The organism is Streptomyces sp. NPDC057253 (assembly GCF_042669125.1).
GTDB lineage: Bacteria > Actinomycetota > Actinomycetes > Streptomycetales > Streptomycetaceae > Streptomyces.
In genome coordinates this window covers 10259-33180 of sequence record NZ_JBHUXV010000058.1, presented here as the reverse complement: position 1 = coordinate 33180, position 22922 = coordinate 10259, and the positions used below count along the sequence as shown (strand labels likewise).

At 70.9% G+C, this 22922-nt stretch carries 24 protein-coding genes and 1 pseudogene; 24 read left to right on the top strand and 1 reads right to left on the bottom strand.

What is annotated here, in order from left to right:
- The first annotated feature begins 16 nt into the window (after window positions 1–16).
- The 19 genes from ACFULQ_RS28160 to catC all read left to right on the top strand — a co-directional run bounded on the left by ACFULQ_RS28160 (window position 17) and on the right by catC (window position 16768).
- A complete protein-coding gene (locus ACFULQ_RS28160; RefSeq protein ID WP_383548885.1) occupies window positions 17–958 on the top strand; it encodes an ABC transporter permease in 942 nt (313 codons plus the stop codon).
- A complete protein-coding gene (locus ACFULQ_RS28155; RefSeq protein ID WP_383548882.1) occupies window positions 955–2706 on the top strand; it encodes an ATP-binding cassette domain-containing protein in 1752 nt (583 codons plus the stop codon). Before ACFULQ_RS28160 ends, ACFULQ_RS28155 begins: the two co-directional genes overlap by 4 nt.
- Complete coding sequence (locus ACFULQ_RS28150; protein WP_383548881.1) at window positions 2703–3530, top strand: ATP-binding cassette domain-containing protein; 828 nt, start codon at window positions 2703–2705, stop codon at window positions 3528–3530. Before ACFULQ_RS28155 ends, ACFULQ_RS28150 begins: the two co-directional genes overlap by 4 nt.
- Window positions 3527–3967, top strand: a complete 441-nt coding sequence (locus ACFULQ_RS28145) for a nuclear transport factor 2 family protein (RefSeq protein WP_383548879.1) — start codon at window positions 3527–3529, stop codon at window positions 3965–3967. The genes ACFULQ_RS28150 and ACFULQ_RS28145 overlap by 4 nt, the downstream gene beginning before the upstream one ends.
- Window positions 3964–4224 carry a hypothetical protein gene (locus tag ACFULQ_RS28140; protein ID WP_383548876.1) on the top strand — a complete coding sequence of 87 codons (261 nt, stop codon included), beginning with the start codon at window positions 3964–3966 and terminating at the stop codon, window positions 4222–4224. The genes ACFULQ_RS28145 and ACFULQ_RS28140 overlap by 4 nt, the downstream gene beginning before the upstream one ends.
- 1 nt (window position 4225) lies before the next feature.
- Window positions 4226–4828, top strand: a complete 603-nt coding sequence (locus tag ACFULQ_RS28135; protein WP_383548874.1) for a response regulator transcription factor — start codon at window positions 4226–4228, stop codon at window positions 4826–4828.
- A complete protein-coding gene (locus ACFULQ_RS28130; protein WP_383548871.1) occupies window positions 4825–6258 on the top strand; it encodes an ATP-binding protein in 1434 nt (477 codons plus the stop codon). The genes ACFULQ_RS28135 and ACFULQ_RS28130 overlap by 4 nt, the downstream gene beginning before the upstream one ends.
- Before the next feature lie 102 nt (window positions 6259–6360).
- Window positions 6361–7575 carry an amidohydrolase family protein gene (locus ACFULQ_RS28125; protein ID WP_383548869.1) on the top strand — a complete coding sequence of 405 codons (1215 nt, stop codon included), beginning with the start codon at window positions 6361–6363 and terminating at the stop codon, window positions 7573–7575.
- A gap of 124 nt (window positions 7576–7699) precedes the next feature.
- Complete coding sequence (locus ACFULQ_RS28120) at window positions 7700–8809, top strand: acyl-CoA dehydrogenase family protein (RefSeq protein WP_383548868.1); 1110 nt, start codon at window positions 7700–7702, stop codon at window positions 8807–8809.
- Window positions 8810–8821: 12 nt separating this feature from the next.
- Window positions 8822–9181, top strand: coding sequence for a hypothetical protein (locus ACFULQ_RS28115; protein ID WP_383548865.1), 360 nt, complete (start codon window positions 8822–8824; stop codon window positions 9179–9181).
- A complete protein-coding gene (locus ACFULQ_RS28110; protein WP_383548862.1) occupies window positions 9178–10434 on the top strand; it encodes a Rieske 2Fe-2S domain-containing protein in 1257 nt (418 codons plus the stop codon). Before ACFULQ_RS28115 ends, ACFULQ_RS28110 begins: the two co-directional genes overlap by 4 nt.
- Window positions 10424–10939 carry an aromatic-ring-hydroxylating dioxygenase subunit beta gene (locus ACFULQ_RS28105; protein ID WP_383548860.1) on the top strand — a complete coding sequence of 172 codons (516 nt, stop codon included), beginning with the start codon at window positions 10424–10426 and terminating at the stop codon, window positions 10937–10939. The genes ACFULQ_RS28110 and ACFULQ_RS28105 overlap by 11 nt, the downstream gene beginning before the upstream one ends.
- The gene (locus ACFULQ_RS28100; protein ID WP_383548857.1) at window positions 10936–11724 is read left to right on the top strand and encodes an SDR family NAD(P)-dependent oxidoreductase; all 789 of its coding nucleotides are present in this window, start codon (window positions 10936–10938) and stop codon (window positions 11722–11724) included. The genes ACFULQ_RS28105 and ACFULQ_RS28100 overlap by 4 nt, the downstream gene beginning before the upstream one ends.
- 42 nt (window positions 11725–11766) lie before the next feature.
- Window positions 11767–12720, top strand: a complete 954-nt coding sequence (locus ACFULQ_RS28095) for a PDR/VanB family oxidoreductase (RefSeq protein WP_383548854.1) — start codon at window positions 11767–11769, stop codon at window positions 12718–12720.
- Window positions 12717–13265, top strand: a complete 549-nt coding sequence (locus tag ACFULQ_RS28090; RefSeq protein ID WP_383548851.1) for a flavin reductase — start codon at window positions 12717–12719, stop codon at window positions 13263–13265. Before ACFULQ_RS28095 ends, ACFULQ_RS28090 begins: the two co-directional genes overlap by 4 nt.
- Entirely contained in the window at window positions 13262–14473 is a 1212-nt protein-coding gene (locus tag ACFULQ_RS28085; RefSeq protein ID WP_383548848.1) for an amidase, read from the top strand. Before ACFULQ_RS28090 ends, ACFULQ_RS28085 begins: the two co-directional genes overlap by 4 nt.
- Window positions 14470–15573 carry a mandelate racemase/muconate lactonizing enzyme family protein gene (locus tag ACFULQ_RS28080; protein ID WP_383548845.1) on the top strand — a complete coding sequence of 368 codons (1104 nt, stop codon included), beginning with the start codon at window positions 14470–14472 and terminating at the stop codon, window positions 15571–15573. Before ACFULQ_RS28085 ends, ACFULQ_RS28080 begins: the two co-directional genes overlap by 4 nt.
- A 36-nt stretch (window positions 15574–15609) precedes the next feature.
- A complete protein-coding gene (gene catA, locus ACFULQ_RS28075) occupies window positions 15610–16464 on the top strand; it encodes a catechol 1,2-dioxygenase (protein ID WP_383548843.1) in 855 nt (284 codons plus the stop codon).
- A gap of 25 nt (window positions 16465–16489) precedes the next feature.
- Window positions 16490–16768, top strand: a complete 279-nt coding sequence (catC, locus tag ACFULQ_RS28070; protein WP_383548840.1) for a muconolactone Delta-isomerase — start codon at window positions 16490–16492, stop codon at window positions 16766–16768.
- Window positions 16769–16781: 13 nt separating this feature from the next.
- Here catC and ACFULQ_RS28065 read toward each other — a convergent pair whose 3' ends face one another.
- A complete protein-coding gene (locus ACFULQ_RS28065) occupies window positions 16782–17153 on the bottom strand; it encodes a DoxX family protein (RefSeq protein WP_383548838.1) in 372 nt (123 codons plus the stop codon).
- 199 nt (window positions 17154–17352) lie between these two features.
- On the opposite strand from ACFULQ_RS28065, the gene ACFULQ_RS28060 reads away from it, so the two are divergent.
- The 5 genes and pseudogenes from ACFULQ_RS28060 to ACFULQ_RS28040 all read left to right on the top strand — a co-directional run.
- Window positions 17353–19707: a SpoIIE family protein phosphatase gene (locus ACFULQ_RS28060; RefSeq protein ID WP_383548835.1), complete on the top strand. Its 2355-nt coding sequence runs from the start codon at window positions 17353–17355 to the stop codon at window positions 19705–19707.
- 125 nt (window positions 19708–19832) lie between these two features.
- The gene (locus ACFULQ_RS28055) at window positions 19833–20747 is read left to right on the top strand and encodes a helix-turn-helix domain-containing protein (protein WP_383548833.1); all 915 of its coding nucleotides are present in this window, start codon (window positions 19833–19835) and stop codon (window positions 20745–20747) included.
- Between the two features lie 201 nt (window positions 20748–20948).
- The gene (locus tag ACFULQ_RS28050; protein ID WP_383548831.1) at window positions 20949–21584 is read left to right on the top strand and encodes a (2Fe-2S)-binding protein; all 636 of its coding nucleotides are present in this window, start codon (window positions 20949–20951) and stop codon (window positions 21582–21584) included.
- Window positions 21585–21593: 9 nt separating this feature from the next.
- The gene (locus ACFULQ_RS28045) at window positions 21594–22574 is read left to right on the top strand and encodes an FAD binding domain-containing protein (RefSeq protein WP_383548828.1); all 981 of its coding nucleotides are present in this window, start codon (window positions 21594–21596) and stop codon (window positions 22572–22574) included.
- Window positions 22571–22922, top strand: a pseudogene (locus ACFULQ_RS28040) (xanthine dehydrogenase family protein molybdopterin-binding subunit); the annotation flags it as partial. The gene ACFULQ_RS28045 and the pseudogene ACFULQ_RS28040, both read left to right, overlap by 4 nt.

Here is a 22922-nt window from a genome sequence, read left to right as displayed (position 1 = left end):
GAAGGAGGAACGAACCGTGCTTGTCTTCCTGCTCCGGCGCATCGCCGCCGGTGCCGTCCTGGTGGTCGTCGTGGCCACCGCGACGTTCCTGCTGCTCAGCCTCACGGGCACCGACGTCGCCCGCAACATCCTGGGCGAGACGGCCTCCCGGTCCGCGGTGGCCACCAAGCAACACGAACTCGGCCTGGACCAGCCCCTGGTGGAGCGGTACTGGCACTGGGCCGAGCAGGCCGTGCAGGGCAATCTGGGCAGTTCCTGGTTCACCGGCGACTCGGTGAACCAGTCCCTGACGGACACCCTGCCGGTCACCCTCTCCATCGTGCTCGCCGGCCTGTTCGTGGCGGCGGTGCTCAGCGTGCTGCTGGGCACCGCGGCCGCCCTGCGCGGCGGCTGGGTGGACCGGCTGGTCCAGCTCGCCGCGGTGCTGGGCACCGCGGTGCCCAGCTTCCTGATCGCCCTGATCCTCGCGGTCGCCCTGGCCGTCCAGCTCGGGTGGCTGCCCGCCACCGGCTATGTCGCCCTCGGCACCTCGCCGGGGGGCTGGCTCCGCTCGATCACGCTGCCCGCCCTGTCCCTGGCGGTCGCCGCGACCGCGGCCACCGCGATGCAGGTGCGCGGCGCGCTCGTGGACGTCCTGCGCGCCGACTTCGTGCGCACCCTGCGCAGCAGGGGCCTCAGCACGCGCAGCGTGGTGTTCCAGCACGCGCTGCGCAACGCGGCCCCGCCCGCCCTGACCGTGCTCGCCCTTCAGTTCATCGGTCTGATCGGCGGTGCCGTCGTGGTGGAGAAGGTGTTCGGTCTGCCGGGCATCGGCTCCCTCGCCAACTCGGCGGCGGTCCGCGGTGACGCGCCCGTCCTGCTGGGCACGGTCGTGGTCACCGTCGTCATCGTCGTCGCCGTCAACCTGCTGCTGGACATCGCGTACGGCTGGCTCAACCCGAAGGTGCGTGTCTCATGACCACCGCCGAGACCCCCGCGGCCCCGGCACGGCGGGAGCGCCTGCTGCGCCGGACCCTTCGCGACCCGGTCGCCGTCGGCTGTCTGGTCGTCCTGGGCCTCGTGATCGCCGCGAGCCTCGCCGCGCCCCTGCTCACCGACTACGCCCCCGACCACAGCGCCCTGGCGGACACCCTCGCGCCCTTGTCGGGCAGCCACCCCCTCGGCGGCGACGGAGTGGGCCGGGACGTGCTGGCCCGGCTGCTGTACGGCGGCCGCACCAGCCTCGTGGGCGGCGCCCTGGCCGTCCTGGTCGCCTTCGCCGTCGGTACGCCCCTCGGCCTGGTCAGCGGCTACTACCGGGGCTGGTTCGACGCCGTGTCCGGCTGGCTCGTCAACGTCATCATGGCGGTGCCCGCGATCATCGTGATGCTCGTGGTCATGGCGGCCGTCTCGCAGGATCTCAACGTCGCCATGATCGTGCTCGGGGTGATCATGGCTCCGATGGTCTTCCGTCTCATCCGCGCGTCCGTGCTCGCGGTCCGCGAGGAGCTCTACGTCGACGCGGCCCGGGTCTCCGGACTCGGGGACGCGCGCATCATGCGCCGGCACATCCTGCCCGTGGTCGTGGCCCCCTCGATCATCCAGGCGACCCAGGTGTTCGCCGTGGCCATCGGCATCCAGGCGGGCCTCGCCTTCCTGGGCCTGGGCAAGGCGTCCCAGGCCAGCTGGGGCGCCATGCTCAACGACGCCTTCACCAACGTGTACACAGCGCCGATGCTCCTGGTGTGGCCGGGCCTCGCGATGGGTCTGACCATCCTGGCGTCCAGCCTGCTGGGCAACGCGGTGCGGGACTCGCTGGGCGTCGTCGACCCCCCGACGGCGAAGCGGCGCAGGCGCCCTGCCGCCGCGGCCTCCGCCCCGGCCGCCGACGCGCCCGCCGACCGCCTCCTGACCGTGACGGGACTGCGCGTCTCCTACGGGGAGAAGACGGTCGTCAACGGCGTGGACCTGACCGTGGCGCAGGGCGAAGTCCTGGGCCTGGTGGGGGAGTCCGGCTCCGGCAAGAGCCAGACGGCGTTCTCCGTGCTCGGACTGCTGCCCGACCAGGCCGAGGTGACGGCCAATCAGCTCACCTTCGACGGCGAGCAGTTGCTGAACCTGGATGTGACGTCCCTGAACGCCCTGCGGGGACGCGGCATCGGGTACATCCCCCAGGAGCCCATGTCCAACCTGGACCCCTGCTTCCGGATCGGCTCCCAACTCGTGGAGCCCCTGCGCAAACACCTGCGGCTGTCCAGGTCGGAGGCCCGCACCAGGGCGCTCGAACTGCTGGCACGAGTCGGCATCCCCGAGCCGGAGCGGGTGTTCCGCTCCTATCCGCACCAGATCTCCGGCGGCATGGCCCAGCGCGTCCTCATCGCCGGCGCCGTCTCCTGCGGCCCGAAGCTGCTCATCGCCGACGAACCCACCACGGCCCTCGACGTCACCGTCCAGGCCGAGGTGCTCGACCTGATGCGCTCGCTCCAGCAGGAACGCGGGATGGGGATGATCCTGGTCACCCACGACTTCGGTGTCGTCGCCGACATCTGCGACCGGGTGGCGGTGATGCGGCAGGGCCGCATCGTGGAGACCGCGCCGGCCGCGCGGATCTTCACCGGCCCCGAGGACGACTACACCCGGATGCTCCTCGACTCGACTCTCGAAGGCGGACCGGCACGCGGACCGCTGGCGACTCCCGCCGAACCCCTGAAGGAGGTGACCTCATGACGTCCCCGCTGCTGGAGCTCGACGACGTCGTCGTGGAGTACCCCGCGAAGGGCCGCGGCAAGGAGCCCTTCCGCGTCCTGCACGGCGTCTCCCTGTCCATCGCGCCCGGCGAGACGCTCGGCCTGGTCGGCGAGTCCGGCTCGGGCAAGACCACCCTGGGCCGGGCCGTCCTCGGCCTCGCCCCGGTCACGGGCGGCGAGATCCGCTACGAGGGCCGCCCCGTCTCCCGGCTCGGCAAGCGGGAACGGCGGGCCCTGAGCAAGGACATCCAGGTCGTCTTCCAGGACCCGTTCACCTCGCTCAACCCGGCCATGACGGTCATGGACATCCTGACCGAACCGCTCCTGGTGACCGGAGTGGCGCGGGCCGAGGCGGAGAGCCGGGTGCAAAAGCTCCTCGACTACGTCTACCTCCCGCGGGACGCGGCGCGACGGCTGCCCCGGGAGTTCTCCGGCGGCCAGCGCCAGCGCATCGCCATCGCCCGGGCCCTGTGCCGCGACCCGAAGCTCATCGTCTGCGACGAACCGGTCAGCGCCCTGGACCTGACCACCCAGGCCCGGGTGCTGGATCTGTTCATCGAGATCCAGGAGGCGACCGGCGTGGCCTATCTCTTCGTCACCCACGACCTGTCCGTCGTACGGCACATCAGCCACCGCGTGGCCGTGCTCTACCGCGGCGACATCGTGGAGACCGGCGACGCCGCCCAGGTCACGGAGAGCCCCGAACACCCCTATACCCAGCGCCTGTTGCTGGCCGCGCCCGTCCCCGACCCGGAGCGTCAGGCGCAGCGCCGCGCCGAGCGGCTGAAGGCGGCCGCGTCATGACCGCCGACGTGGTCGCCACCCTGAACCGCTACCTCGCGCTGTGCGACGTGCCCGCGAGCGCGGAGGGCGAACTGGGCGCGCTGGGGGAGCTGTTCACCGAGGACGCGGTGTGGGAGGGCGGCGGCAGCGCGTACGGCGAGAAGTTCGGCCGTACCGAGGGACGCGCGGCGATCGTCGCCATGCTGGCGGACTACCTGCCGCCCAACCCGCACTTCCGGACCAACGTCCATCTGCTGTTCCCGGGCACGGTCGACGTGAACGGCACGACAGCGCAGGGTAGTTGGCAGATGCAGCAGCTCTCGCGATACGGCTCGGGCGGCACCGAGGTGATGGTCGCGCGTCTCGACGTGACCTTCCGGCTCGACGCCGACCGGCCCCGTATCTCCGCCTTCCGCACCGAACGAATCTTCAGCGCACCCCTGCCGGAGGAGCGATGAGCGCCCGCACGATGCTGTTGACCTGCTACGCCGACACCCACCGCTACGGCTGGCACCACGTCGACCTCTTCACCCACGACCACACCGGCCGCGAGGTCAACTGGGTCCACTGGACGGTCGAGGAGGACGGTCCCGACGGCGCCGACGCGGCGACCTCCCGCGTCGAGCCCGCCCTGCGCCGCACCACCGAGTGGCGGCACGGCGTCAGCGCGGACGGCAGCGAGTACTGGACCGCGCAGGCCGACTGGGACGGCTGAGATGTGTCTCGTCTACATCGTGGACGACGACGAGGAGCTGAGCGAGTCCCTCGCCTGGCTCCTGGAGTCGGTCGGCATCCCCTCCGAGCGCTACCACGACGCCCGGACCTTCCTCGCCTCCTACGACCGCAGCCGGCCCGCCTGCCTGGTGCTGGACGTCCGGATGCCCGAGCTGAGCGGGTTCGGAGTCCAGGACCTGCTGAACGAGGCGGGGGCCCCGCTGCCCGTCGTGTTCGTCTCCGCCCATGGCGACATCCGCATGTCGGTGCGCGCGCTGCACAACGGCGCGGTCGACTTCCTGGAGAAGCCGTACGACCCGCAGCACCTGCTGGATGTCGTACAGACCGCGCAGCGCACGGCACACGAGCGCTTCGCGCAGGCGGCACGGCACGGCGAGCTGCGCGCCCGGCTGGACACGCTCACCGTGCGGGAGCGGCAGGTGCTCACCCTGTCCGTCGAGGGCGTGCCGAACAAGCAGATCGCCGGCCGGCTCAGCATCAGCGCCAAGACCGTCGACGTGCACCGCGCCCGCATCCGGGAGAAGACCGGCGCCGACAGCATCGCCACCCTGGTCCGGGACGTCCTGCGCCTGGAGGCGCGGTGACCGCCGCGGACGACCTGGTGCCGACCGACTTCCAGGAGCTGACCCAGGCCCTGAAGTACTGCGTCCTGCTGCACGACGCCCGCACCTTCGAGATCCTCTGGGCCAACCGTGCCGCCTGCGACCTGCTCGGGTGGACCGTCGACGAGCTCCGGCCCCTCAAGGCACCGGACATGAGCAAGAACGCCCGCCAGTACAGCCGCGAACTCGGCCACCGCTGGCTTCGTGGCGCGGTGGACAACGGCGTCGGCGCCACCGAGTGGTGCTACCGCTCCAAGAGCGGAGAGGAGATCCTCACCGAGGCCATCGCGATCCGGGTGGAGCTCGCCACCCGAACAGCGATCATGGTCCAGTTCCGGGACATCGCCGAGGAGAAGGCGGTCCGGCGCGACCTGGTCCGCACCGAGCACCGGCTGCGCGCCTTCCTCAGCGAACTCGCCGAGGGAATCGTCGTCCTCGACGACAGCGACCGGGTCGTCTTCGCCAGCGAATCCGCCCTCCGGCTGCTCGGCGAGCACCTGCGCGGCGCCGACTTCACCGCCTACTGCCGCGACGGCGCCGTACCCGCCCGCGAGGGCCGCTGCCGCCTCGCCGCTCCGGGGCACGAGCCGCGCTGGTACGCGGCCACCTGCCAGCGCATCGACATCGAGAGCGATCTGCGCGGCCGGATGCTCCTCTTCTACGACATCACCGACCGGGTCCTGGCCGAGGAGCGCCACCGTCGCGACACCCAGCGCCTCGACCACCTCGCCCGCTACAACGCCATGGGCGACATGGCGATGGCCATCGCCCACGAGGTCAGCCAACCCCTGGCGGCCGCCTACAACTTCGTCGAGGGCGCGCGGGGCCGACTGGCCACCGGGGACGAGTCGGTCGCCTGGGGCCTGGACAACGCCGCTCGTCAGATCGACCGGGCCCGGCGGATCCTGGGCAGTCTGCGGCAGTACGTGGGCCGCCTGGAGCAGTCCGAGCAGCTGACCGACCTCAACGCGATCGTGCGCGACTGTGCGTACTTCATCGAACTGCGGGCCAGGGAAGCCGCGGTGACGGTCGCGATCGACCTCACCGACGCACCGCTTCCGGTGCGGTGCGAGAACGTGCTGATCGGGCAGGTCGTGATGAACCTCGCCTTCAACGCAGTAGAGGAGACCGCGGGCCTGCCCGAGCAGGAGCGCCGGGTGGAGATCGCCACCCGGCTCGCCGAGGACGGGTCCGCCGAACTGGCGGTCCGCGACCGGGGGCACGGCCCGCCCCCTGACGAGCGCGTCTTCGACGGCGGCTTCACCTCGAAGGAGAACGGGAGCGGTATCGGCCTGGCCCTCAGCCAGCGCATCGTCACCCGGCACGGCGGACGGATCGGCGTCGGCCCGAACCAGCCGTGCGGAGCGGTCTTCAGCTTCCGACTCCCGCTCGCCGAACCCGAAAACCGCTGACCCGCCGAGGACTTCGTCGGGCCGTCGGCCGCCCCGCGCGGAGTCGTGCCGGGCCCGCCTATGCCCGTGCCCTTCCCCCCACCTCGTGAGAACGGAACCGAGATGACCACCCGATACCACCACGCCGTCCTCATCGACGGCACCGGAGCCGCACCCGTGGCCGACGCCGTCCTCGACGTGGACGACGACGGACTGATCGCCTATGCCGGCCCCGCCGCGGCCGCTCCGCCGACGGTTCCGACCGCGACCGTCGACCTGGGCGGTCGCACCCTGCTGCCGGGATTCTTCGACTGCCACGCCCACTTGTGCATGACCCCCGGACGCGGACTGCTCGCGGGCCTGACCACCGATCCCACGGTGGAGACCTTCGAGATCGCCGAGCGGCTGCGCGCCACCCTGGACGCCGGCGTCACCTCGCTGCGCGACCTCGGCGGCATACCCGCCGGCTACCGCACCGCCGTGGAGCGAGGGCTCATCACCGGCCCCCGCCTCCAGGTCGCCGTCAAGGTCATCAGCCACACCGGCGGCCACGCCGACTGCTCCCTGCCCGGCGGGGTCGACGCCGCACCTCACCTCGGGGAGATCGCCGACACGCCTGACCAGGCACGGGTCGCAGCCCGGAGGATGCTGCGGGCCGGTGCCGACGTCGTCAAGGTCTGCGCCACCGGTGGCATGGGCAGCCCGCACGACGACCCGGATGACGAGGGCCTGAGCGTCGAGGAACTGCGGGCGGTCGTCGACGAGGCCGCACGCCACCGGGGCAAGCCCGTGGCCGTGCACGCCCAGGGCACGGCCGGCATCCGCAACGCGCTGCGCGCCAAGGTGGCCAGCGTCGAACACGGCTACGGAATGACCGACGAACTGTGCGACATGGCGCTGGAGAACGGCACCTTCCTGGTCCCCACGCTCTCGACGGTATTCGCTGAACTCGATCCGGCCGCCATGCCCGAATACCACTACCGGAAGAAGACCCGGTGGGCCGGAATCAGCAAGGAGAACATCGCCCATGCCATCAGCCGGGGTGTGCCCGTCGCGCTCGGCACCGACGCGGGAGTCGTCCCGCACGCCCGCAATCTGCTCGAACTCTCCTACCTGGTCGACCTCGGCATGGACCCGCTCGACGCGATCACCGCGGGGACGCTGAACGCGGCCCGGCTGCTCGGGGTGAGCGAGCAACTCGGGTCCCTGGAAGCCGGGAAGAAGGCCGACTTCGTGGTCCTGGCCGGCGACCCCGTGCGCGACATCGGCGCCCTCGGCCGGCCCGAGCGCATCGTGCTCGTCGCCCAGGGCGGAGCGGTGCGCAAGAACCTCCTGTGAACCGGGGGGTAGGGGAATTCCCCTATTCCGTGCGGGGAATTTCCAATGGTGGCTGCCCAGTTGGCGGGCATAACGTGAAACCACAGCGCGTGAGAGAACCCCGGAAACGCGAGGAGAATTCCGCATGGGGCATTTCGAGAAAATGCTGGAAGTGGTGGCGGAACGGCGTGCCGAGTTCGAGGAGAAACGGCATGTTCCGCCGGACGTGATCGCCGAGTTCAAACAGGCCGGGATCTACCGGGCGGGCGTGCCCCGGCGCTTTGGCGGTGACGCACTGCCGCCCGCGGAGTTCCTGCGGCTCGTCGAGCGCGTGTCGAGCGTGGACGGCTCGGCCGGCTGGGTCGCCAGCTTCGGCTCGTCCGCCGTCTACCTGGCCGCTCTGCCGCTCGACACCCAGGCGGAGCTGTACGCGGACGGACCCGATGTCGCCTTCGCGGGCGGGCTGTTCCCGGTACAGCCCGCGGAGGCCGTCGACGGCGGCTACCGCATCTCGGGCCGCTGGAGGTTCGCCAGCGGCTGCAAGGGCGCCGACCTCCTCGGCGTCGGCATCAAGGCGGGCGAGGACAAGGCCGGCCGGCCGCTCACCGCCGTACTGCGCCCCGACCAGGTCGAGATCGCCGAGAACTGGGACGTCATCGGGCTGCGCGGCACCGGCAGCCACGACCTGGTGGTCGACGGGGCCGTCGTAGCACGGGAGTGGACGTTCGTCCGGGGCGGGCAGCCCACCGTCGACGAACCCCTGTACCGCTACCCGGCCGTCCCCTACGCGTCGCAGGTCCTCGCGGTCGTCGGCCTCGGCGTCGCCCGCGCCGCCCTCGACCACGCCATCGAGCAGGGCGGCCGCTCCGGCTACACCGGCGCCCCCAAGCCGGCCGAACGCGCCACCTACCGCATCGCGGTGGGCCAGGCGGAGGCCCGACTCCGGTCCGCCCGGGCCTTCTTCTACGAGATCACCGAGGAGGTGTGGGCGACCGTCGAGGCGGGCAGCGCCGCGGCCCCCGAACAGGCCAGCCTGCTGCGGCTCGCCTCCACCCACCTCGCCAAGACCTCCTTCGAGGTCGTACGGGCCGCCTACCAGCTCGCCGGCATCGCCGCCATCACGGACGGCAGCCCCATGCAGCGCTACCTCCGGGACGCCTCGGTGGTACCGCAGCACGCCTTCCTCCAGGAGGGCATGTACGACGGCGCCGGCGCGGTCCTGACCGGCGTCCAGCCCTTCCCCGGCTACCTGTAAAGGCAGGTCCCCATGTCCGATTCCCCGCTGCGGGTGCTGTTCTGCATCGGCGTCAACCAGAACTTCTTCGACCTGCCCACCGGTCAGGGCAAGACGGTCTGGGACGGCTTCACCACCATGCTCGCCCAGCTCCACGACCTCCCCGGCGTCACCGTCCTCGGCACGATAGACGACGACCAGCACATGGTCGGCCCCTCCGACTCCTGGCCCTGGACCTGCTACGTCCTCGCCGACGTCGTCGACCAGCCCACCGTGGCCGCGGCCTGCAATCTCTTCCGTACCGTCCAGGTCGGCGAGCACGGGCTGTGGCGCTACATGAAGATCGAGGCGCGCGTCGGCCGCCCGCTGCCCGAGCCGGAGGTGGCCCGATGACGTACGACTCCACGCTGGTCGGGGCCGACCGTGTCGCCGGCACCCTCTACACCGACCCGGCCCTCTTCGAGCGGGAGATGGACCGGATCTTCCACCGCACCTGGGTGTGGGTCGCGCACGAGAGCGAGATCGCCAAGGCCGGGGACTTCAAGATGGCGTGGGTCGGCAGCCGCCCCGTCATCGTCACCCGGGACCGCCGGGGCGGCGTCAACGTCCTGCTCAACCGCTGCCGCCACCGCGGCGCCAGCGTCTGCGAGACCCCCAAGGGCAACGGCAACGGCTTCACCTGCCCCTACCACGCCTGGTCGTACGGCCTGGACGGCAGCCTGCGCGGCATCCCGTACCCCGAGGGCTACGAGGGCGTCGTGGAGAAGCAGGACCTGCCGCTGCAACGCCTGAAGGTGGCCAGTTACGCCGGCATGGTCTTCGCGAGCTTCAACGAGGACGTCGAGCCCCTGGAGGACTTCCTCGGCGGGGCCCGCCTGTGGATCGACCGCTTCATGAAGCAGGGCGCGGGCTATCCCGTCAAGGTGCAGGGCGAGCACCGGTTCCGCTTCCGGGGCAACTGGAAGATCCAGCTGGAGAACACCACCGACTGGTACCACTTCCCGATCGTGCACCGCTCCTGGATGGCCTCGGTCGACGCGGAGACGGCGAGCATGCTCTCGATCATGACCGACGAGAGCGCGGTCACCCACTCCCTGGGCAACGGCCACAGCGTCTCCGTGTCCGTCGCCGAACATGTCGACCTGGACGCCGACGACGGCACCGAGAAGCTCCAGGACCGCTTCAGCCACATCGTCGAGGAACTCTCCAAGGACATGCCGCCGGAGCAGGTCCGGCGCATCGTCCGCTCGCTCCACGGTGCCGGGTTCAACCTCAACCTGTTCCCGAACGTGGCGATGTCGATGTCGTTCTTCCGTGTCCTGCGCCCGGTCTCGGTCGACGAGACGGAGATCCGGCACGTGGCCCTCGGTCTGGACGGCGGCCCGGAGATCGTCAACCGCGAACGGCTGCGCATCCACGAGCACTTCCAGGGCCCCTTCGGTTTCGGCAGCCCCGACGACGCCGAGGCGTGGAACCGCGTCCAGCGCGGAGTCTCCGGCGGGACCGACATGCCGATCCTCGTCAACCGCGGCCTGGGCCGCGAGAAGCCGAACGACCTCGGGCAGCCCACCTCCCACGCGACCGACGAGACCGGCATGCGGGAGGCGTACGACATGTGGAAGAGGATGATGAACGATGGCGACTGAGGCCCTGAGCACGGCAGTCGAGCTGCCCCTGGACGACCCGCGCGCCCTCGCCGCCGTCTCCCTGATCTGGCGTGAGGCCCATCTCCTCGACGCCCGTCGCTACGAGGAATGGGACGGGCTGTGGGCCGAGGGCGGCGAGTACGTCGTCCCCATCGACCGCGAGGCGACCGACTTCGCCTCCCGGCTCAACCTCGTCTACGACGACGACCGGATGCGGCGGATGCGCATCGAGCGCCTCACCGGTGGATTCTCCATCTCGGCCGCGTCGGCCGCCCGCACGGTCCGCTCGGTGTCCCGGTTCGTGGTGACCGGGCGGGAGGAGGACGCGATCGAGGTGTGCTCGGCGCAGATCCTCGTCGGCTACAAGCGGGAGGAGACCTTCGTCCTCGCCGCCGACGTCACGCACCGTGTCGTCTTCTCCGCGGACGGCCCCCGCATCTCCCGGAAGATCGTGCGGCTGGTCAACTCCGAGGAGTCGGTCACGGCGTCCGGGTTCCTGCTGTGAGCCCGCAGGGAACCGGCGGGCCCTGGGGGGACTGGGAGGACGACACCCACCGCGTCGTGCTGGTGACCGGTGCGGCCGGCGGCCTGGGAGCGTGCATCGCCCGGCGTTTTCACGACCGGGGCTGGCGGGTCGTGCTCACCGACCTGCACGAGGAGAGCGCCGTGAAGGCGGCTGCCGCGCTGGATCCCGCCGGGCACGACGCCCTCGGTCTCGCCCTCGACGTGCGGGACAAGGACGCCTTCGTGCGGGCGCGCGATCAGGTCGTAGAGCGCTGGGGCGCGATCCACGCCCTGGTCAACAACGCCGGGCACTCCAAGGTCGAGCCCCTGATGGACATCGGTCCGGAGAGCTTCGACGCGGTCGTACGGACCAACCTGGACGGCACGTTCTTCGGCTGCCAGGTGTTCGGCGCCTACTTCGCCGAGCGCGGTTACGGACGGATCGTCAACGTCGGCTCGCTGGCCGGCCAGAACGGCGGCACGGCCACCGGGGCCCACTACGCGGCGGCCAAAGGCGGCGTGGCGACCCTGACCAAGGTGTTCGCCCGGGAACTGGGTCCGCACGGAGTCACGGTCAACGCCGTCTCCCCGGGCCCCCAGGACCTTCCCGTGGTCCGCGCAACGGTCGCTCCGGAACGCCTCGCGCAGATCGAGGCGTCGATCCCGGTGGGCCGGCTCGGGCGCCCCGAGTTCATCGCCGACATGGTCCTGCTGATCGCCGCGGAGCACGCGGACGCGGTCACCGGAGCCTGCTGGGACGCCAACGGCGGCCTGTACATGCGCTGACGACGCCGTCAGCACCACCCTCACGACACCGAAGGCAGACGGATGTTCCCTGTCACCGTCACCGTCACCGAGACCGTCGAGGAGACCGCCACCGTCAAGGTCCTGCGGCTCGTCCGCACCGACGGAACCCCCCTCGACCCCTACCCCGCGGGCGCCCACGTCGACGTGACCGGACCCACCGGGATCACCCGCCCGTACTCCCTGTGCGGTCCGCCCGACGACGCCGGCGCCTACACCATCGCCGTCAAGCGCGAGGAGGACTCCCGCGGCGGCTCCCAGGCCCTCCACGACAAGGTGCAACCCGGCACCGAACTGACCGTGGGCACGCCCCGGCAACTCTTCGGCCTGGCCCCCCAGCAGGGGGAGCACCATCTGGTGGGGGCCGGGATCGGCATCACCCCGCTCCTCGCCATGGCGTACGAACTGCACGCCCGGGGAGCGGAGTTCCGGCTCCACTACGTGGCCAGCGAGCGGGCCGGAGCGGCCTTCGCCGAGCTGATCGAGTCCAGCGCCTTCGCGGACCGGGCCGTCTTCCACTTCGGCCTGGGGAGGGAAGCCACGGCCGACCTGCTCGCCGCGGAACTGTCGACGCTGCCGGCCGGCGCCCACGTCTACACCTGCGGCCCCGAGGGCTTCATGGACCAGGTGGCCGCCCTCGCGGCCCGCACGCTGCCCGAGGACCACGTCCACCGCGAGTTGTTCCAGGCCGGTACGGCACCGACCGGGGGCGACAGCTTCGAGGTCGAACTCGACACCGGCGAGGTCCACACCGTGCCGGCGGACAAGAGCATCGCCGAGGTGCTGGAGGCGGCCGGGGTGCCCCTGGACACCTCCTGTCGCGAGGGCATCTGCGGGACCTGCGTCCTGCGGGTCCTGGAGGGCGAACCCGACCACCGCGACCACTGCCTGTCCGTCAAGGAGAAGGCGGCCGGCGACCAGATCGCCGCCTGCGTCTCCCGCGCCAAGTCTCCGCGACTGGTGGTGGAGCTGTGGTGAACGCGATCCGACCCGAGCAGCAGAGGAGCGGCACCGCCGTGATCCCCGACCAGGCCGAGTTCCGGGAAGCCATGGCGCATCTCCCGGCGGCCGTCAACATCCTGACCACGAACGGGCCGAACGGCCGCTGCGGCATCACGCTCAGCGCCGTCTGCTCCGTGACCGACGACCCACCGACCCTGCTGGTCTGCGTCAACCGGTCCAGCGCCATGCACGACGTCTTCCAGGCCAACGGGCGGGTGTGCGTGAACGTCCTGGGCGGCGAACACCAGGAACTGGCGATGCACTTCGCCGGAGCGACGAAGGTGCCCATGGCCGAACGCTTCACCTGGGACATCTGGGACCACACCCCTGACGTACCGGTCCTCAAGGACGCTCTGGTGACCGCCGTCGGCACCATCAAGGACACCGTGGCGAGGGGCTCCCACAGCGTGCTGTTCGTGGAACTGGAGCAGATCCGCACCCGCTCGGGCGGGCAGAGCCTCGTCTACTTCAACCGGGCCTTCCACCGGCTCGAGGCCACACTCCCGGGAACGGCGCGATGACCGGGGCGTCGGCGGTCGAGGACGCGCTGAACCGGCTGGAGAAGACCGAGCCGGAGATCCGCGCCTGGGTCCGTGTCGACGCCGACGGCGCACGCGCCGCGGCCGGGCGGTCCGTGGACGGGCCGTTGAAGGGCCTGCCGTTCGGCGTCAAGGACATCATCGACGTCGCCGGACTGCCCACGGAGTGCGGCTCCGCCCTGCGACGCGGCCGGATCGCCACGGGTGACGCCTGGCTGGTGCACCGACTGCGCGGGGCAGGGGCCGTTCCCCTGGGCAAGACGGTCACCACCGAGTTCGCCTACTTCCAGCCCGGCCCGACCCGCAATCCCCACAACCCCCGCCACACTCCGGGCGGCTCCTCCAGCGGCTCGGCCGCCGCCGTCGCGGCCGGTGTGGTGCCGCTGGCCCTGGGATCGCAGACGGCGGGATCGCTGACCCGTCCCGCCTCCTACTGCGGCGTCGCCGGATACGTCGCGCCCGTCGGCGCATGGCCGACGACGGGTATCACCGGCCTGAGCCCCACTCTTGACGCACCCGGACTGCTCGCGGCGGACGTCACCGAACTGGCCCGGGCCGTGCGGGCGGTCGACGGTACGCAGGCCGAGGCCCCGCGACACCTACGGCTCCTGCTGTGGCCGGGAACCGGTCCGGCCCCCGTCGACCGGGCCATGCTCGACGCGCTGAAGCGCACGGGACGGTCCCTCGCGGCCGAAGGCGCGGCCGTCGGCGACCTCGGCGACAGCGGCCTGACCCGCCGGCTCGCGGATGCCCACGCCACCGTCATGGCCTACGAAGCCGCCCGGGCCCTCGCCGACGAGGCGGAAAGCCCCGAGTTCCTCAGTGATCCACTGAGGGACCTGCTGACCCGAGGACGGAACACCTCAGCAAGCGATCACACGGCGGCGCTGGAGCTCCGGTACGTCGTCCGGGCGCGGATGCTCCGGCTCCTGGAGACCACCGACGCCATCCTCGGCCCGGCGGCCCCCGGTCCGGCGCCTCACGGCCTGGCCGCCACGGGCGACCCGGTGCTCAGCCGCCCCTGGCAGCTGCTCGGCCTGCCCGTGGTCACGGTCCCCGGCCACCGCGACGCCGAGGGCATGCCGCTCGGACTGCAACTCGTCGGTCATCCCGACCGGGTGGGACGGCTGCTCGGGGTGGCCAGGCATACGGAGGGACTCATCCGGCGGATCACGGGAGGCGCCCCGTGAAGATCACGGCGATCGAGACCGTCCCGTACTCCATCCCGTACACGAAGCCCCTGAAGTTCGCGAGCGGATCGGTGCACACCGCGGAGCACGTGCTCGTGCGCGTGCACACCGACGAGGGACTGACCGGAGTGGCCGACGCCCCGCCCCGGCCCTTCACCTACGGCGAGACCCAGGCATCCGTGATCGGGGTGATCGAGAAGGTCTTCGCACCGCAGCTCCTCGGCGTGGACGCCTGGGCCCGCGAACGCGTCCACGGCCTGCTGCACCGCACGGTCGGCAACCCGGCCGCCAAGTCGGCCATCGACATGGCCCTCTGGGACATCGTCGGCCAGGCCCTCGGCCAGCCGGTCGGCCGGTTGCTCGGCGGTTACACCGACCGCATGCGGGTCAGCCACATGCTCGGCTTCGACGCACCGCGGCGGATGGCCGACGAGGCCGAGCGGATGCGCGACACGTACGGCATCACCGTCTTCAAGGTCAAGGTCGGCCGGCACCCCGTGCGCGACGATCTCGACGTGTGCCGGGCCGTGCGTGAAGTCCTCGGTGCGGAAGCCGAGTTGTACGTCGACGGCAACCGGGGCTGGACCCCTTCCGAAGCCGCCGCCGCCCTGCGCGAGCTGGACACCCTGGGCATCACGCTCGCCGAGGAGCTCTGCCCCGCCGACGACGTCCTGGGCCGGCGCCGCCTGGTCCGCGACTGCCCCGTCCCCTTCGTGGCGGACGAGTCCGCCACCACCCCGGCCGAGGTCACCCGCTCCCTTCTGGACGGTGCCGCCACGGCCATCAGCATCAAGACCGCCCGCACCGGCTTCACCCAGTCCCAGCGCGTGCTGTTCCAGTGCGAGGGGATGGGCGCCGAGGTGGTGATGGGCAACCAGATCGACGGCCAGCTCGGCACCGTGTGCACCCTCGCCTTCGGAGCCGCCCACGCCGCCTCGTCCCGCCGCGCCGGCGAGCTGTCCAACTACCTCGACATGAGCGACGACCTGCTCACCGAACCGCTTCGGATCAGCGGCGGCACCCTCGCCGTTCCGACCCTGCCCGGTCTGGGCGTCGCGGTCGACGAGGACAAGCTCGGCCGCTACCGCCAGGACCAGTGACCCCCACCCCCGACCTACCGAAGGAGCCGTATCCCCATGTCCGACACCACCCTGAAGGCCACCGCCGCCGCATCCGGCGCCTCGGCCACCGAGCGCTTCCTCACCGACAAGAACGGCCCGAGCGCCCCGTACGCCGACACCGCACGCGTCAACACCCTCGCCACGGAGGTCATCACGGCCCTGCACGAGGTCATCCGCCGCCATCAGGTGACGTATCAGGAGTACGACGCCCTCAAGTCCTGGCTGATCTCCGTCGGGCAGGACGGCGAGTGGCCCCTGTTCCTCGACGTGTGGGTCGAGCACGTCGTCGAGGAGGTCGCCCACAGCACCCGCGAGGGCAGCAAGGGGACGATCGAGGGCCCGTACTACGTGCCCGGGGCCCCGGAACTGCCCAGCGTCGCCACCCTGCCGGCGCGCGCCGACGAGCGCGGCAAGCCCCTGTGCTTCACGGGGCAGGTCACCGACGTGTCGGGCAGGCCCCTTGCCGCGGCCGTACTGGAGATGTGGCAGGCCGACGACGACGGCCTCTACTCCCAGTTCGCCCCGGGTATCCCGGAATGGAACCTGCGGGGCAGCGTGACGACCGACGCCGAGGGCCGCTTCGCCGTCACCACCGTGCAGCCGGCGCCGTACCAGATCCCGACCGACGGCTCCTGCGGGCGGCTCATCGCCGCCGCGGGGTGGCATGCCTGGCGCCCGGCCCACCTCCACGTGAAGGTGACCGCGCCGGGGCACGAGTCGCTCACCACGCAGTTGTACTTCCGGGGCGGCGAGCACATCGAGGACGACGTGGCCTCCGCGGTCAAGGCCGAACTCGTCCTCGAACCGAAGCCGACCGCCGACGGTGCCACCGAGGCCAGGTACGACTTCGCGCTCGCCCAGACCGTCTGACACCTCCGAGAAAAGGGAGCCGGCCGTGCTCTTCGCCGTCCAGATGACCGTCAACCTGCCGCCCGGCATGGACCCCGAGGTCCGCGCCTCGACGATCGCCGCCGAGAAGGAGTACGCGCAGCGGTTGCAGCACGCGGGGGAGTGGCTGCACCTGTGGCGTTGTGCCGGCCGGTACTCCAACCTCAGCGTCTTCGACGTCGTCGACAACGACCGGCTCAACGACATCCTGTGGGGACTGCCGCTCTTCCCCTACATGGACGTGACGGTGACCGCCCTGGCCCGGCACCCGTCGGCCGTGCGATGAGCGGTGGGGCGGCTCAGAACTGGTAGGGCCCGAAGCGGCCCCACACGATCACGCCCAGCAGAACGAGGAAGACGAGGTTGCCTACAGCCTCGGAGGTCTCGGAGCGGCGCAGGTGGATCGCCGTCCCGCCGGTCAGGATCGCGAGTCCGCCGATCGCGGCGAACGGGACGAGGACCGGTGCGATGTCCGTGGCCGCCGGAAGGATCAGTCCGAGGCCGACGAGAGTGTCCATGAGCCCGCTCACCTTGACGAACGAGTCGGATGACTGCTCGACCCAGCCGAAGGAGGAGGCCAGTTGGGCTCTGCTGCGCACGAGTTTCATGGTGCCCACGGTCAGGAAGACGGCGGCGAGGAGGGACTGGAACACCCACAGCGTTGTGTTCATCGAAAGCTCCCGAGGTGGGTTCTGCGTAAGGTGAATGACGGTTCATGATTATGGTGAACCGTCACTCACCTTGCAAGTGCCCGGAGCGCCCCGGGGGCGCGGAATTCGGGGCCGAGGCGCCTCCTGCCTTGCCGCGGTCGGCCACCAGGAGAACGATGAGAACGGGCCGTCAACGTGGTTCGGACCTAGGCAAGGCGCTATGACGGAAGACGCACAGGGACCAGGCAGCCTCCCTCCGGGACCGCTCGCGGCAGCCCGGGACCTGGTGGCTGTCGCCTTCGCCGCTGCCGACGGGAGGGTGACGCACTGGAGCGCCGAGGCTCGGACGCTGTGGGGTTGGCCGCCGGAGGAGGCCCTGGGTCTCGGGCTGTCCGACCTCTTCACCGCCGAGGCGGTGTCCCGGCACCAGGGCGGCCGTTCACCGGCAAGGGCGGCGGAGATCCGTGCACTCGTCGTCGACGGCCGGCCCGTCGGGTTCCTGCTCATGGGTGAAGCCGGTGCCACCGTGGACGGTACGGACTCGGGTGACTTGCTGTCCTGGCTGTACGACCAGTTCCCGGCGGCTGTCGGGATCACCGACAACGAGGCCAGGATCCTCCGGAACAACAGGGTCATGTGCCGGCTGACCGGCCGGGAGGAGAGCGAGGTCCGGGGTCTGCTCATCACCGAGGCCGTGCCGGATGCGTCGACGGAAGAGGACGTGCGACGGGTGCGCAGAGTGGCGGCCACCGGCGAGGCCGAGACCACGGAGCGGTTCGTCAGAGCACCCGGCGAGGAGAACGCGCACGCGTGGGTCTCGGACTTCTTTCCGCTGAAGGACTCGGCCGGAGTGGTTCGTGCGGTGGCCGTGGCGGCGTACGACTACTCCCGCCAGTACGGGACCCGGGAACGGCTGGCCCTCATGAGCGAGGCCCGCACCCGGATCGGCAGGTCCCTTGACGTGAGCGGGACCGCGGCGGAGGTCGTCGAGGTCGCGGTGCCCCGTTTCGCGGACGCGGTCAGCGTTCATCTGCTGGAGGCCGTGTTCCAGGGCGACCTTCCCGCACCCCTTCTGCCCGGATCCGTCGTCGCACTGCGCTCCGCGGTGGACCCGGCCCCGGGGTCGGCGGGCGATCGGCGGCCCCCGCCGATCGGCAAGCTGGATCCCGTTTCGCCCCTCGCTCGATGTCTGTGCGGTGATCGGGCGGAACTCCTTCGGGTCGACTCCTCGGAGATCGCGCACTGGTTCGGCAGCGATCCGCAGGCGGCCGGAAGCCTGGATCCGGGGGACCCGCGTTCGCTGATCGCCGTACCCGTCCGGGCGCGCGGCGTCACTCTCGGCCTCGCGTTGTTCCTCCGGCGCGGCACGGCACGTGAGCCCTTCTCCGAGGGCGATCTCATCGTCACCGAGGACCTGATCGCCCGAGCGGCGATCTGCCTGGACAACGCCCGCCGGTTCACCCGCGAACACGGCATCGCGGAGGCGCTGCAACGCACCCTTTTGCCGCAGGCCTCGACACGCCATCCGGCCGTGGAGACCATGGCGCGCTACGTGCCCGCGGGCGCGGGTGCGGACGTGGGGGGCGACTGGTTCGACGTGATCCCGCTTCCGGGCGCACGGGTGGGGCTGGTCGTCGGCGATGTCGTGGGCCACGGGATCACCGCCTCCGCCACCATGGGGCAGCTGCGCACGGCCGTACGCACCCTCGCGGACATAGAACTGCCGCCCGACGAACTGCTCACGCACCTCGACGACGTCGTCACGCATGCCGGGAACGAGGCCGACGCCGACGGCGGGTCGAGCGCCGGGGCGACCTGCCTCTACGCCGTCTACGACCCCGTCACGCGGGTCTGCACGCTGGCCGCCGCGGGGCACCCGCCCCCCGTGCTCGTACGGCCGGACGGTACGGCCGAGATCGTCGATCTGGCCGTGGGGCCACCGCTCGGCCTGGGGAGCCTGCCGTTCGAGGCGACCGAACTCCTCCTCCCCGAGGGAAGCGTCCTCGCCCTGTTCACCGACGGGCTGATCGAGTCCCGCGAGCAGGATGTGGACAGCCGCCTGGACGAGTTGCGGGCGGCCCTGGAGCGGCCGGGGCGATCGCTGGCGGCGCTGTGTGACGCGGCCCTCGACACCCTTCATGCACGGCCCACGACCGATGACGTGGCCCTGCTGGTCGCACGGACCAGAAGTCTGGACCGGGACCATGTCGCGGAGTGGGAGCTCGACAGCGATCCGGCGGTCGTGGCCGGTACCCGACGCATGGTGGACGAGCAACTCGGTGCCTGGGGCCTGGAGGAGGCCGCCTTCACCACGGAACTCGTGGTCAGCGAACTGGTCACTAACGCGATCCGATACGGTTCCGGCCCGATACGCCTGCGTCTGATCAGAGATCGTGCGCTCATCTGCGAGGTCGCCGACGGCAGCGCCACCGCGCCCCACCTGCGGCGTGCCCGCCTGAGCGACGAAGGGGGCCGCGGGCTGTTCCTGGTGGCTCGTCTCACCGAGCGGTGGGGCACCCGGTACACGCCCACCGGGAAGATCATCTGGGCTGAACAGGCCTTGGAAGCCTCTTAGTTGCAGTGAGGCAGGGGCGGTGGCAGGGCCTGGGACGCCGGGCGGGGTCACCCAGTCTGTGAAAGCGCTTTCTACTACTGGTGAGGACAGGAACCGGCGCACGCGCAAGGTCGATACTGGCGGCCATGAACGAAGAGCCCGAACCAGCCGGGGACGTCGGGGCGGCCCTGGTGCGCAGTGCGGAGTTGAGCGAGTTCCTGCGCAGTCGCCGCGCCCGACTCAAGCTCAGTGACGTCGGGTTGCCGGATCAGGGGCGGTTCCGGCGGGTGCCGGGGCTGCGCCGTGAGGAGCTGGCCGAGCTGGCCGGTGTGTCGCTGGCGTACTACACGCGCCTTGAGCAGGGGCACGCGCAGAACGCGTCGGCGGAGATCCTCGACGCGATCGCCGGGGTTCTGCGCCTCAGCGAGGCCGAGCGCCTTCACCTGGCCGATCTTGCCGGACCGAGGCGGCAGACGAAGAAGAAGGGGCCGTTCAAGCCGGCGGGCGTCCGGAAAACCCTGAACTACCTCATCGATTCCATGGAGCACGTCCCCGCCTATGTCATCGGTGGCTGCTCTGACATCGTTGCCTGGAATGCCATGGCCGCAGCACTTTTCGGTGACTGGTCGGAGTTGCCCGAGAACGAGCGCAACTGGGCACGTCTGGTTTTTCTGCGGCCCGCCTTTCGGGACCTCTTCGTGAACTGGGAGAGCAAGGCGGCAGAGGTCGTGAACTACTTGCGCATGACGGCCGGCCGTCAGCCCGAGGACGGTCGGTTGTCGGCTCTGGTGGGTGAACTCCAGGTCAGGAGCGCGGAGTTCCGGCAGATGTGGGCCAGGTACGAGGTTCAGAACACCGGCTTCGGCACCACGCGCATGTGCCACCCGCTGGTCGGCGACCTCACCTTGTCGTTCGAGACGTTCCGTGTGGCCGACGACCCCCACCAGATACTGATCACCTTCCAGGCCGAGCCGGGCACTCCGTCCGCCGAGGCGCTGCGCTGGCTCGCGAGCTGGGGCGCCGGCGAGACCGCCGCAGGCGTGACCGAAAGCCAGGCCTGACCTCTCCGCACCGCCCCTCCCGCCCGGCCCGGTGGCCTGTGAAGTTCACTCTTGCATCAAAGTGAATATGGGTTCAGGATATATTCTGAACGTCCGTTCATGTTGCCCGGTGGGTCTCCGCCGTGCATCCAGCCGGGACGCGCCCCTGCACGCCGGGGGCCGACCCTCCTCCGGAGTCACAGCCGAATCGAGAGACTGCGTATGCCTACTGAACCCAGTGATCATTCCTCCTCAGCCGCTCAGACTCTGACGACGCCGTCCCGACGTACCTTCATCGCGGTCACCGGCGCGGTCGGAGGCGCGGTCGTCGTCGGCGGCATGCTCGACGGCTCCTCCGCGGCGGCGGCCGAGTCGGACGCCGAGAAGCAGGCGCCCAGCAGCCGGGTCTCGCTGACCATCAACGGCAAGCGCCGCACGGTCACCGTCGACAACCGGACCTCCCTGCTGGACCTGCTGCGCGAGGACCTCGACCTGACCGGTACGAAGAAGGGCTGCAACGCCGGGGCGTGCGGTGCGTGCACGGTGCTGGTGGACGGCCGTCGGGTCAACTCCTGCCTGACGCTCGCCGTGCGGCTGGAGGGTGCCGAGGTGACCACCATCGAGGGCCTGGCGCGCGGCGAGCAACTCCATCCGCTGCAGCAGGCGTTCATCGACCAGGACGCCTTCCAGTGCGGGTACTGCACCCCCGGCCAGATCATGTCCGGCGTCGGCTGCATCCAGGAAGGGCACACCGGCTCCACGGACGAGATCCGGGAGTGGATGAGCGGCAACATCTGCCGCTGTGGCTGTTACGTCAAGATCGTGCGCGCGGTCGAGCAGACCGCCGGCCGGAAGTGAGGTGCGGCCATGCGTCCCTTCTCCTTCGTGAAGGCTTCCGACACCCGTGAGGCGCTGGCGGCCGGCCGTCGCGGCGGGCGGTACATAGCCGGGGGCACCACCCTGGTCGACCTGATGCGCGAGACCGTCGAGCGTCCCGGGACCCTCGTCGACATCACACGCCTGCCGTTGCGGGACATCACGGTCACCGAACGCGGCGGTCTGCGGATCGGAGCCCTGGTCCGGATGGCCGAGGCCGCCGCCGACCGCAAGGTGAGACAGCTCTATCCCGTCGTCTCCGAGGCCCTGGAGCTGAGTGCGTCCGCGCAGCTGCGCAACATGGCGACCATCGGCGGCAACATCATGCAGCGCACTCGCTGCACCTACTTCCGTGACGTGACCGCCGCCTGCAACAAGCGGGAACCCGGCACGGGCTGCGGGGCCCTGGAGGGCATCAACCGCACCCATGCGATCCTCGGCACCTCCCAGGACTGTGTGGCCACGCACCCCTCCGACGCCGCCGTCGCGTTCGCCGCGCTGGAGGCGACGGTGCACCTGCTCGGCCCGGACGGGGAGCGCAGCGTGGCTCTCGCGGACTTCCTGCTCCAGCCCGGTGACACCCCCGACCGCGAACACGCCCTGCATCCAGGTGAGTTGATCACCGCCGTGGAGATCCCCGCCCATCCGCGCCCGCTGAAGTCCGGCTACCTGAAGGTCCGCGACCGCCAGTCGTACGAGTTCGCACTGACCTCCGCCGCCGTCGCCCTGCACATCCGCAGGGGAGTGATCCAGGACGCGAAGGTCGCCGCCGGCGGAGTCGGCACCGTGCCCTGGAAGCTGCCCGCCGTGGAACAACAGCTCATCGGCGGACGACCGTCCGACCGGCTGTGGGCCAGGGCCGCCGCACACGCCGCCGAGGGGGCGCATCCGCTCCGGCACAACCGCTTCAAGATCGAACTGCTTCAGCGCACCGTCGAACGTCAGCTGCGCATCGTAGGAGGTGGCAAGTGAGCCCCCAGCCGCAGGCAGCCGTGGGCGCGCCCCTGTCCCGGGTGGACGGGCGGCTGAAGGTCACCGGCGCGGCGGACTACGCCGCCGATCACGCCCCCAAGGGAGTGGTGCACGCCGTCGTCGTCGACAGCAGCGTCGGCCTCGGCCGTATCACCGGCATCGACACCGGGGCGGCCCTTGCCCAGCCGGGCGTGCTCAAGGTGATCAGCCACCTCAACGCCCCCCATCTGCCCTACCTCGACAACCCTGGGGGCTACTTCAACCCGCCGGGCCAGAGGTTGAGGGCCTTCCAGGACGACCAGGTCCACTTCCGCGGCCAGCCCGTCGCCGTGGTGGTGGCCCCCACCC

Bases quoted from the DNA above. Each gene is read 5' to 3' on its own strand.
- ACFULQ_RS28155 (WP_383548882.1), top strand. From the start codon at position 955: ATGACCACCGCCGAGACCCCCGCGGCCCCGGCACGGCGGGAGCGCCTG.
- ACFULQ_RS28150 (WP_383548881.1), top strand. From the start codon at position 2,703: ATGACGTCCCCGCTGCTGGAGCTCGACGACGTCGTCGTGGAGTACCCC.
- ACFULQ_RS28145 (WP_383548879.1), top strand. From the start codon at position 3,527: ATGACCGCCGACGTGGTCGCCACCCTGAACCGCTACCTCGCGCTGTGC.
- ACFULQ_RS28140 (WP_383548876.1), top strand. From the start codon at position 3,964: ATGAGCGCCCGCACGATGCTGTTGACCTGCTACGCCGACACCCACCGC.
- ACFULQ_RS28135 (WP_383548874.1), top strand. From the start codon at position 4,226: ATGTGTCTCGTCTACATCGTGGACGACGACGAGGAGCTGAGCGAGTCC.
- ACFULQ_RS28125 (WP_383548869.1), top strand. From the start codon at position 6,361: ATGACCACCCGATACCACCACGCCGTCCTCATCGACGGCACCGGAGCC.
- ACFULQ_RS28120 (WP_383548868.1), top strand. From the start codon at position 7,700: ATGGGGCATTTCGAGAAAATGCTGGAAGTGGTGGCGGAACGGCGTGCC.
- ACFULQ_RS28115 (WP_383548865.1), top strand. From the start codon at position 8,822: ATGTCCGATTCCCCGCTGCGGGTGCTGTTCTGCATCGGCGTCAACCAG.
- ACFULQ_RS28110 (WP_383548862.1), top strand. From the start codon at position 9,178: ATGACGTACGACTCCACGCTGGTCGGGGCCGACCGTGTCGCCGGCACC.
- ACFULQ_RS28105 (WP_383548860.1), top strand. From the start codon at position 10,424: ATGGCGACTGAGGCCCTGAGCACGGCAGTCGAGCTGCCCCTGGACGAC.
- ACFULQ_RS28095 (WP_383548854.1), top strand. From the start codon at position 11,767: ATGTTCCCTGTCACCGTCACCGTCACCGAGACCGTCGAGGAGACCGCC.
- ACFULQ_RS28085 (WP_383548848.1), top strand. From the start codon at position 13,262: ATGACCGGGGCGTCGGCGGTCGAGGACGCGCTGAACCGGCTGGAGAAG.
- catA (WP_383548843.1), top strand. From the start codon at position 15,610: ATGTCCGACACCACCCTGAAGGCCACCGCCGCCGCATCCGGCGCCTCG.
- ACFULQ_RS28065 (WP_383548838.1), bottom strand. From the start codon at position 17,153: ATGAACACAACGCTGTGGGTGTTCCAGTCCCTCCTCGCCGCCGTCTTC.
- ACFULQ_RS28060 (WP_383548835.1), top strand. From the start codon at position 17,353: ATGACGGAAGACGCACAGGGACCAGGCAGCCTCCCTCCGGGACCGCTC.
- ACFULQ_RS28055 (WP_383548833.1), top strand. From the start codon at position 19,833: ATGAACGAAGAGCCCGAACCAGCCGGGGACGTCGGGGCGGCCCTGGTG.
- ACFULQ_RS28050 (WP_383548831.1), top strand. From the start codon at position 20,949: ATGCCTACTGAACCCAGTGATCATTCCTCCTCAGCCGCTCAGACTCTG.
- ACFULQ_RS28045 (WP_383548828.1), top strand. From the start codon at position 21,594: ATGCGTCCCTTCTCCTTCGTGAAGGCTTCCGACACCCGTGAGGCGCTG.